The 8,464-nt window shown below is 70.7% G+C and carries 10 protein-coding genes, 1 pseudogene and 1 riboswitch; of the genes and pseudogenes, 6 read left to right on the plus strand and 5 right to left on the minus strand.

What is annotated here, in order from left to right:
• Positions 1–34: 34 nt before the first annotated feature.
• Positions 35–775, plus strand: a complete 741-nt coding sequence (locus ABGB01_RS08720) for an isocitrate lyase/phosphoenolpyruvate mutase family protein (protein ID WP_347772065.1) — start codon at positions 35–37, stop codon at positions 773–775.
• 53 nt (positions 776–828) lie between these two features.
• On the opposite strand, the gene ABGB01_RS08725 is transcribed toward ABGB01_RS08720, so the two are convergent.
• Together ABGB01_RS08725 and ABGB01_RS08730 are read right to left on the minus strand one after the other, a co-directional pair.
• Complete coding sequence (locus tag ABGB01_RS08725) at positions 829–1,551, minus strand: GH25 family lysozyme (RefSeq protein ID WP_347772067.1); 723 nt, start codon at positions 1,549–1,551, stop codon at positions 829–831.
• Positions 1,552–1,563: 12 nt separating this feature from the next.
• A riboswitch (cyclic di-AMP (ydaO/yuaA leader) is annotated at positions 1,564–1,707 on the minus strand.
• Between the two features lie 316 nt (positions 1,708–2,023).
• A complete protein-coding gene (locus ABGB01_RS08730; RefSeq protein WP_347772069.1) occupies positions 2,024–2,767 on the minus strand; it encodes an NAD(P)H-binding protein in 744 nt (247 codons plus the stop codon).
• Between the two features lie 58 nt (positions 2,768–2,825).
• Between ABGB01_RS08730 and ABGB01_RS08735 the strand changes: the two genes are divergently transcribed.
• Positions 2,826–3,299 (plus strand): Rrf2 family transcriptional regulator, encoded by a 474-nt coding sequence (locus tag ABGB01_RS08735; protein WP_347772071.1) that lies wholly within the window; start codon positions 2,826–2,828, stop codon positions 3,297–3,299.
• Positions 3,300–3,612: 313 nt separating this feature from the next.
• Here the strand turns inward: ABGB01_RS08735 and ABGB01_RS08740 are convergent, their stop codons facing one another.
• Positions 3,613–3,837, minus strand: coding sequence for a TetR/AcrR family transcriptional regulator (locus tag ABGB01_RS08740; RefSeq protein WP_347772073.1), 225 nt, complete (start codon positions 3,835–3,837; stop codon positions 3,613–3,615).
• 66 nt (positions 3,838–3,903) lie between these two features.
• Between ABGB01_RS08740 and ABGB01_RS08745 the strand changes: the two genes are divergently transcribed.
• The gene (locus ABGB01_RS08745) at positions 3,904–4,377 is read left to right on the plus strand and encodes a GNAT family N-acetyltransferase (RefSeq protein WP_347772075.1); all 474 of its coding nucleotides are present in this window, start codon (positions 3,904–3,906) and stop codon (positions 4,375–4,377) included.
• A gap of 206 nt (positions 4,378–4,583) precedes the next feature.
• Here ABGB01_RS08745 and ABGB01_RS08750 read toward each other — a convergent pair whose 3' ends face one another.
• A complete protein-coding gene (locus ABGB01_RS08750; RefSeq protein WP_347772077.1) occupies positions 4,584–5,570 on the minus strand; it encodes a glycoside hydrolase family 11 protein in 987 nt (328 codons plus the stop codon).
• Positions 5,571–5,980: 410 nt separating this feature from the next.
• Between ABGB01_RS08750 and ABGB01_RS08755 the strand changes: the two genes are divergently transcribed.
• Positions 5,981–6,499 carry a DUF2690 domain-containing protein gene (locus ABGB01_RS08755; RefSeq protein WP_347772079.1) on the plus strand — a complete coding sequence of 173 codons (519 nt, stop codon included), beginning with the start codon at positions 5,981–5,983 and terminating at the stop codon, positions 6,497–6,499.
• A gap of 97 nt (positions 6,500–6,596) precedes the next feature.
• On the opposite strand, the gene ABGB01_RS08760 is transcribed toward ABGB01_RS08755, so the two are convergent.
• A complete protein-coding gene (locus tag ABGB01_RS08760) occupies positions 6,597–6,779 on the minus strand; it encodes a hypothetical protein (protein WP_347772081.1) in 183 nt (60 codons plus the stop codon).
• A 7-nt stretch (positions 6,780–6,786) separates the two neighbouring features.
• On the opposite strand from ABGB01_RS08760, the gene ABGB01_RS08765 reads away from it, so the two are divergent.
• On the plus strand, positions 6,787–7,692 hold the full coding sequence (locus ABGB01_RS08765; RefSeq protein WP_347772083.1) for a WYL domain-containing protein: 906 nt from the start codon (positions 6,787–6,789) through the stop codon (positions 7,690–7,692).
• Positions 7,693–7,849: 157 nt separating this feature from the next.
• A pseudogene (locus tag ABGB01_RS08770) lies at positions 7,850–8,464 on the plus strand (DNA-directed RNA polymerase subunit beta); the annotation flags it as partial.

Here is an 8,464-nt window from a genome sequence, read left to right on the forward strand (position 1 = left end):
AGAGGGACATGACCCTCACAGGCAAGGAACGACCATGCCGAAGACCAGCACCGCTCTCCTGCGCGACCTGCACAAGCCCGGCGACCCGCTGATCCTGCCCAACGTGTGGGACGCGGGCAGCGCCACCGTCGTGGCCGAGGCCGGCTATCCCGCCCTGGCGACCGCCAGCGCGTCCATCGCCGCCCTGCTGGGACGCGACGACCACGAGGGCGCACCGGTCGGCGAGATGTTCGACATCGCCGCCAGGATCATCAGGGCCGTGGACGTGCCGGTGACCGTCGACGCCGAAGCCGGCTACGGCCTGCCGCCCGGCGAGCTCGTCGAGCGGCTCACCGCCATCGGCGCGGCCGGCTTCAACATCGAGGACACCGACCACCGGGCCGGGGGACTCGTCGACGCCGACGCGCAGGCCGCGCGCATCGCCGCCCTCCGGGAGGCGGGTCCCGACCTGGTGATCAACGCGCGGGTCGACGTCTTCCTGACCGGCTCCACCTCGACCGAGGAGGTCGCCGAGCGCGGGCGCCGCTACCTGGAGGCCGGCGCCGACTGCGTCTACCCCATCATGGCCCCGTCGGAAGAGGTGGTCGGCGACCTCGTCAAGGCCGTCCCCGGGCCGGTCAACGTCGCCTGCATGCCCGGCATGGATCTGGGCAGGCTGGCCTCCCTCGGCGTCGCCCGCGTGTCCTTCGGCCCGCTGACGTACCTGACCGCGCTGGAGGCGCTCAAGACCATGGTGGGCCGCATCCGCGCGGGCCAGGACCCGTACGCGGCCTGACCCGCGGCGGGCAGGCAGGTGCTCCGCGGAGTTCTCCGCCTGCCCGAACCCGGTCAGGCGGCCGTGCGGCCCAGGGCGCGCAGCTCGTCGGGGGTGAGCGCCGAGACGTTCTGGTCGATGGGGGAGTCGGAGTACTGGTGGATGGTCCAGGTCTTCCAGTCGGCGGGCGGCGTCACCGTCCCCTTCGGCTTGCTGTAGTGGGCCACCCACAGCGGGTACTCGGCCAGGCCCTTGCCGTAGGTGTCGGCGAAGTTCCAGCCGCTGTAGAACATCGGGGTGACCCCGGTCTCGGCCTTCACGTGCGACAGCCACGCCTTGGCCCAGGCGTTGACCTCCTCGACGGACTTGCCGTCGGTGGTCTCCAGGTCCAGCACCAGCAGGTCGCCGGGCTTGGAGGGCTGGGAGTTCACCATGGACAGGAAGTGCTCGGCCTCGGCGATGGGGTCGTTGCCGGGGTGTGCGTAGTGGTACGCCCCGCGCACGATGCCCTTCTTGCCCAGCTCGCTCCAGTGCCTGGCGAAGGCGGCGTCGCGGAAGTCGGTGCCCTCGGTGGCCTTGATGATGCCGAACTGCGCGGGGCTGGCGGCCCAGTCGTGCAGCGGCTGGTGGTTGGACACGTCCTGGCCGTAGGTGAGCGTGCGCTGCTCGGCCGCCTGGGCCGGGCCCGGCTCGACGGGCGACGCGTGCGCGGGCAGGCTCACGCCCGCGATGGCGGTGGTCCCGGCCAGCAGGGCGCCGGCGGCGGACAGGGTGAGACGTCGCGTGAGTTCGCGCATGGGGGGATCGACTCCTTGCTTCCATGTGCCTACCGGGTTAGCTGACGGGTTCGGGCTTGGAAGTGCCCTACGCGCGCAGCCCTCGGCTGGCGTGCGATTCACCCCGGAAAGGTGGGTCCCCGGCTCCGCGCTGTGCGGATTCGGCCTGTCAACGTCGCGGCAAACGGTTCGGCAAGCGTTCGCCTGTGCCGTATGCCGTAATCCCAAGAAGGTATAGAACGCCCCATAAACGCTGCAAGCGGTACAAATCCCCGCACAATGTCGTTTGCCATGGGGAAGCCCTGGATCGCCGCTCTCGCAGGCGTTCCAGGGCTTTGGCAAAGTTTTTCCGGCACCGTACGCGGGTCCACCGGAATGGGACGCGTGATACGGCTGTGACGCGAGCCGGTGGGCGTACCGCCGGCATTCGGCGCCGCCTGCCGGCGCCGCGGGCGCGCCGGCAGGTCATCCCGGGGGCGCCGGGGCCCTCCGTCTACCGCTGCCGGGCGAGCCAGTCGTCGAAAGTGGTCGGCGCGATGCGCGCGCTCTCGCCGGGCAGCAGCACGTCGCCCGCCATCGCCGGGCCGAAGATCCCCGACCACGTCGGCACGAGCCGCACCGTACGGCCCCGCGCCTCGTGGGTGCGCCGGGCCATGTCCACCAGGTCCTGCGGCTCGGGGCCCGCGACGTCGGCGTGCCGCCCCCGAGGCTCCCCGGTCGCGAGCTCGGCGAGGACGCCGGCCACGTCGGCGGGCGCGATCGGCTGCACGAGCAGCGGCGCGATCGTGGCGACGCCGTCCTGCTCCGTCCAGCCCGCCACCATTTCGGCGAAGTCGTGGAACTGCGTGACCGGCACGATCGTCCACGGCACCGGCCCGGCGGACACGAGGCGCTCCTGCTCCCGCTTGCCGGCGTAGTGGGCGTTGCCCTCGACGCGATGGATCCCGACGATCGACAGCAGGACGTGGTGGCGCACCCCTGCCCGCTCCTCGGCGGCCAGCAAATTGCGCGTGGTGGCGCCGAAGAACGCCGCCGTCTCCTCCGGGCCGGCCGCCGGCGCGTTGATGGCGTCGACGACCGCCTCCGCGCCGGCCAGGGCGTCGTCGAGCCCGTCACCGGTCGCCAGATCCACGCCGAGCGAACGACTGATGCGCACGACCTCGTGGCCGTCGCGTTCGAGGGTCGCGACGGTGAGCGCCCCGATGTTCCCGGTCGCGCCGGCGACTGCGATCCGCATGATGATCCCCTTAATTATGGACTAAACGGATCCATAATAGCTGCGATAGAATCGGGGCGTGAAGCTGCCTGTGAGCACCGAGTGGGTTCTGCACTGCGCGACCACGCTGGCCCAGCTCGAGCCGGGAGCCAGCGCGTCGGCGGCGCAGCTCGCGCTCCACTACGACCTCCCCGCGGCCTACCTCACCAAGCAGCTCAAGGAGCTGGTCAAGGCCGGGCTGCTGGCCGCCTCCACCGGCCCCAGGGGAGGCTTCCGGCTGGCGCGGCCCGCCGCCGAGATCACGCTGCTGCAGATCGTCGAGGCCGTCGACGGCCGGTCCACGCCGTACGAGTGCCGCGAGATCCGTCAGCAGGGACGCGGCGCGCTGCCCCCGGAGGAGTGCGAGCGCATCTGCGTCCTCGCCGAGAAGATGGCCGACGCCCACCGGGCATGGCGGGCCAGCCTCGCCGACGTCACCCTCGCCGACATCCTCGCCGAGCTGCCGGAGTGGGCGCCGGCCCGCACCAGGCAGCGCCTGTCGGGCACCACGTAGCCGGAGATCAGATCGCGGGCCCGCCGCCGATGACCACGTGGGCGGGTCGGCCATCGCCGAGATCGCCTGGCGCGACACCCTGGCACGCATGAGCGAGGCCGGAGCCGGCTGGGACGAGGGGGCCGCGGGATTCGTCCGCGAGATCATCGAACGCCACCCGCTGCCGGCCCGCCGGTCCTTTCGAGGTCGGCCGTGTGCGGCGGAAAGGGAGTCCTCCGCCGCGCTCACGAGGGGTCAGGCGTCGCCAGCAGGTCCTCCACCGCGGACAGCACCGCGCCGACGGCGAGGTCGCCGTCGATCATGTAGTGCAACATCAGCCCGTCGATCGCCGCGACGACCAGCGTGCCGACCGGAGCCCGGCCAGCCCGCCGAAGTGATAGTGGATCAGGCCGGGATTGGTGCCGGCCCGCTGGGCCACGGCGCGGGTCGTGACGCCCTGCCAGCCGTCGTCCCGCAGCACCGCGATGCCGGCCGCCACGAGTTGCTCGCGGCGGCGATCCCCGCGCGGCAAATTTGGTCGGTCGGCCAAGTTGGTCATACGGCCAAACTAGCAGAACGGCGCCGGGCACGGAAAGCGCGACCGGCACCTTCTAGAGTGGAGATCATGATTGCCATCCGGAGCGCCTCGCCCGGGGACGTGGCGGCGATCGCCGAGCTGATGGCCCGCCGCCGCGAAACGTACGAGCGGTACCAGCCGGTCTTCTGGCGGCGCGCGGCCGGCGCGCAGGCCCGCCACGCCGCCTTCCTCGCCACGCTGGTGGAAGACCCCGAGGCCATCTGCCGGGTGGCCGAACGAGAAGGCCGCTTCGCCGGCTTCGCCATCGCCTCGCTCGTGCCCCCGCCCCCGGTGTACGACCCGGGCGGGCCGGCGTGCACGCTCGACGACTACGCCGTCGTGGACGACGGTGACTGGGCCACGATCGGCGCCGACCTGCTGCGCGCGCTCACGGAGGAGGCGGCGCGGCGCGGCGCGGTTCAGGTCGTGGTGGTGTGCGGCCACGCGGACGAGGCGAAACGCGAGGCGCTCCGCCTGGCCGGGCTGTCCATCGCAGCCGAATGGTGGACCGCCCCGCTGTGACCGCGACACCCGTGGGACCGGCGGGCCCGAGGGCCAGGGTCCGTCCGCGAGGTGCTTGACGATCCCGGTGTGGTCGGCGCAGGGCGGTCGGCGCCGAGGCCGCGCCCATCCTCCAGGAGGAGCTGAGCCGCACGGCCCTGTGACCCCTGATGACCGTGGCGCGGCGTCAGGGGTCATGGGGGCGCCGCGCCACGGTCCGGGGTGGCTCAGCCCGCGCTGCAGGAGACGGACGGCCAGGTGTGGTTGCCGTTGTGCTGGATCGTCACACCCCAGTTGTTGCCGTTGCCGTTGGGTCTGGCGTTCAGCACCTGGGAGCTGGGATAGGTGGCGCTGATGTTCCACGTGGCGATGATCCTCGCCGGAGACGGCACGTTCATCGTCACGGTCCAGTTGCTCGAACCGCTGACCGACACGGAGAGGTTGTACCGGTCGCTCCACTGCTGGCCCGCCGACAGCGTCGCCGTGCAACCGCCAGGGTTGCCCGGGTTGCCGGGGTCGGGGTTGCCGCCGCCCGAGCCGATCGTGATGTTGGAGTTTCCGCTGCTCTGATAACCCTCGGTCGCGAGGATCATGTAGTCGTGGTTGCCCAGGTTCATGCCGTTACGGGCCCATGCGTCGAAGTGGTTGCCCGAGGTGATGCTCCCGCCGGTCCTCTTCTGCTGCCGGACGCTCCAATACTGGTCGAACGTCCTGGTGCCCTCGATGGAGGGGGCGTTGTAGCGCGTCGTCTTGTAGATGTCGTACGTGCCGCCGTCGCTGGTGACCGTGCCCCGGTATTCGCCCGTGGGCCGGTAGGTGCCCCAGTTGTCGACGACGTAGTACTCCACGAGCGGGTTCCTCGTCCACCCGTAGAGCGTCAGGTAGGCGTTGCCCGACGGGTTGAAGCTGCCCGAATAGCTCACGGTCCTGCGTCCGCCGGTGCTCCAGCCCTTGCCGGCGACGAAGTTACCGGTGTTCCTCCATGAGGTGCTGTAGTTGCCGCCGGAGCCCAGCTCCATGGAGACCGTTCCGTTGCTGTCGGTCCAGAACGAGTAGAAGTAGCCGTTGTTGGTGCCGGTCTGGTTGGAGGTGATGGCCGCGTTGGCGACGGACGGCAACATCGCGGTGACCACGGCGAGCACCACGGCTCCTGCGCGGGCGGCGAACAACCTGGCGCGGCCGCGTCTGCGGCGGGGGGCGGGGGCGTCGTTCATGTGCGTGCTTCCTCCTCGTGAGGGCTCGCTGGGGGCGGGCAGCGACAGTGTTCGTCCGGCCCTGGCGGGCTGTCAACGACGCCCGTCCGATGGTGGGTTTTCGGCCGGTCGGCGGCGTCCTGAGCGGGGATCTGGCCTGGTCAACGGGGATGCCCGGCGAGTCGTCCCGCGCCTGGTTCATGAAACTTTCAAGATTTGACCGAAACATTCGGCACGCACGATCAGGGGCCGGTCCGTGCCGGATCGAGTGCTCGGCGGGTGTTCCTGGCAGCCCGAATCCGGCCAGTGTGCACTTCGACGCAGACGCGCGGGCGGGTCCGGCGCAGAGTGGTCCTCGCAAGCCAGGACGTCCGCACGGCGGAACAGCGGGCCGGGCGCCGCAATCTGACAAGCAGGCCCGCCGCCGAACCATGAGCGACAGCACGATCACCTTGACCACCGGCAGGACGATGGCCGTCCTCGGAATGAGCGCCGCCCTGGCCGGCGGTGTCCTGACCACCGGCCTCATGACCGGCACTGCCCAGGCCGCGTCGGTCGCGGGGACCGCGGCGCGGGCGAGCGCTCACCCGTACGACGGAAAGGACCCCTACCGGAGCGGGTGCGCCAGGACCAAGGTGAACACCGGGAAGAAGGCCGCGCTGAAGAACGAGGTCGGTGACCGCCTGGGCACGATCCGGCCCTACTACTCCCGTCACTGCGGTACCAACTGGGGCGAGGTCTCGGTTTCCAGGAGCGGCACCGGCACCATCACCGTCTTCACCAGCTCCAAGAGCAGATCCTTCACCTACCGGGCCGGCAACGGCGGCCACCACTGGGGCAACATGGTCCACGCCCCCAGCGGCGTCTGCGCCAAGGCCACGGGCAGCGTGAAGTTCGGGATCGGCCGCGCCGGCAAGGGCAGCGGCACCACGGGGAAGGCCTGCGGCTGACCCGGCGCGTTCCGGATCCGGGCCGGCCGGCATGGCCCCGGCACCATGGCGATGTGGTGCCGGGGCCATGCCCGTGCCCGCGGGCCACGCCTGGCGATCACCCGTTGCCGACGCTCGCGACGTCGATGACCCAGACGACACCGAAGCGGTCCCTGAGCATCCCGTAGAGCGCGGACCACTGCGCGGGTGACTGGCCCCACATCACCTGGTCCGCCTCAGCGGGATCCCGCACGTTCCCGGCGTCCTTGTACGTGATGACGGCGAGGTCGCCCCCGAACACGGACTGGTTGCTCTCGCTGCTCCAGGCGCGCCGGGACTGGCCGGGGGCGCTGCTGGCCGAGCGGCTCGACGTCGGCCCGCGCACCGTGCGCCGCGACGTCGGCCGCCTGCGCGAGCTGGGCTATCCCATCGTGGCGTTCAAGGGACCCGAGGGCGGTTACCGGCTCGACGCAGGCGCGGAGCTGCCTCCGCTGCTGTTCGACGACGAGCAGGCCGTCGCTCTGGCCATCGCGCTCCCGATCGCGGCCACCACCGGCGCCGGCATCGAGGAAGCCGCGGCACGCGCGCTGAACACGGTCCGGCAGGTCATGCCCGCACGGCTGCGCCGCCGGATCGACACCTTCCAGGTCACGGCCATCGAGCGGCCCGCGGCCCGGCCCGGCCCGCGGGTCGGCGGCGGCGTGCTCATGGCGCTCAGCGCCGCCGTCCACGGCCGCGAGGTGCTGCGCTTCGACTACGCTTCCGTGTCCTCGCCGGGGGTGGACGACGACGGCATGGGCGATCCGCCGCGCCGGGTGCAGCCCTATCACCTCGTCACCTGGGGCGGGCGCTGGTACCTGGTCGCGTGGGACCTCGACCGGGACGACTGGCGTACGTTCCGCGCCGACCGGATCACCCCGCGCACCCCTGCCGGACCCCGCTTCACCCCGCGCGAGCTGCCCGGAGGTGACGTTGCCGCCTTCGTGGCCGGCAGGTTCCTGGGCTCCGGCGGCGCTGAGGGCCGGCCCTGCCGCGGCGAGGTGATCCTCGGGGCGCCCGCCGCGGTCTGGCCGCCGCCATCGGCAGGTTCGACGCCGACATCGAGGTCGTCGGCCCCGCCGAGCTCAGGGACGCCTTCGCGCAGCTGGCCCGCCGCTACGCCGCCGCCGCGACCGCGAGAAGTTGACGAGATCGACCCGGCTGTGACATTCTGAAGGCGGAAGCGAGGTTGACACTTATATTAAGTGTAGACATTCGTTTCTCTTCTGCGTTATGCTGCTTCCTCGCGCTGCCCTCTGACGCCCCGGCTTCTGCCGGGCGCTTGGCGTGCGCGCAGTCCGATTCCATCCGTGCCTTCCGGAAGGACTTCTGTTGGCAGCCTCGCGCAACGCCTCCGCCATACCCGCCGGTCCCCGTCGCGTGTCATTTTCGCGCATCCAGGAGCCTCTCGAAGTTCCTGACCTTCTCGCTCCGCAGACCGAGTCGTTCGACTGGCTGCTCGGCAACGAGAAGTGGAAGGCCCGGGTAGAGGCGGCTCGCCAGGCCGGGCGCAGGGACGTCCCGTCCCAGTCGGGTCTCGAAGAGATCCTCGAGGAGATCAGTCCGATCGAGGACTTCTCGGGGACCATGTCCTTGTCGTTTCGCGACCACCGGTTCGAGCCACCGAAATACTCGGTGGACGAGTGCAAAGACAAGGACATGACCTTCTCCGCCCCGATGTTCGTGACGGCGGAGTTCATCAATAACACCACCGGTGAGATCAAGAGCCAGACGGTGTTCATGGGCGATTTCCCGCTCATGACGCCGAAGGGCACGTTCATCATCAACGGCACCGAGCGTGTCGTCACCTCGCAGCTGACCCGTTCGCCCGGCGTCTACTTCGAACGTAACGTCGACAAGACGTCCGACAAGGATCTGTACGGCTGCAAGGTCATCCCGTCCCGGGGTGCCTGGCTGGAGTTCGAGATCGACAAGCGCGACAGCGTC

Origin of the sequence: Nonomuraea sp. B5E05, assembly GCF_039880665.1 — a bacterium.
Classification (GTDB): Bacteria; Actinomycetota; Actinomycetes; order Streptosporangiales; family Streptosporangiaceae; genus Nonomuraea.